The following is a 552-nucleotide window of genomic DNA, read 5'->3' on the forward strand; positions in this document are numbered from 1 at the left end:
GCAGGTCGTTGGTCATGTTGCTGACATCGGGCATGGAAGCTGAGGACAAGATAGAAAAGCTCATCAGGCCATTGCCGCCGGCTGCATCAAATGGCTGTCCAGCGCGCGGGCCTGCGGCATAGGTTATGCTTGCGCCGGGGCCGGCAAAACGGCTGCCAAATCCAGCAGCGGGGGCGGTGGCCGCAGTGAACAACAAAGTGTTGCTAGTTGATTGGTCAGCATAGCGGAAGCGTTCAGTTATCGACCACTCACCCAGACTGAACTGCGCATCAAAGCCCAAAGACTTCGCATTGACCCGCACGCCCTCATCGATGGAATTTCGGACGACTTTGCCCGATGCGTCGACCCGCAAGATGCTGCCCAAATTGGGCGATAGCAGCGAACTGTTGCGGCCATCAAAGCCGCGCGGATCAGAGAATGACGGGTTATCATCGGTGCCGGTGACCAATTGGGGCTGATAGAAATTGAACGGCGACTGGTCGTCGAGCAGCTTGGCATAAACGCGGATGTAACCACCCGCAAACTGCTTGGTGACGTTCATCTTCACCTGGC

1 pseudogene is annotated in these 552 nt (G+C 57.1%); it reads right to left on the bottom strand.

What is annotated here, in order from left to right:
* Positions 1 to 541 (bottom strand): annotated as a pseudogene (locus QU44_RS17045) (TonB-dependent receptor); the annotation flags it as partial.
* Positions 542 to 552: the final 11 nt, after the last annotated feature.

The sequence above is a fragment of the Sphingomonas sp. 37zxx genome (genome assembly GCF_000786205.1).
In the GTDB taxonomy this organism is placed as follows: Bacteria; Pseudomonadota; Alphaproteobacteria; order Sphingomonadales; family Sphingomonadaceae; genus Sphingomonas.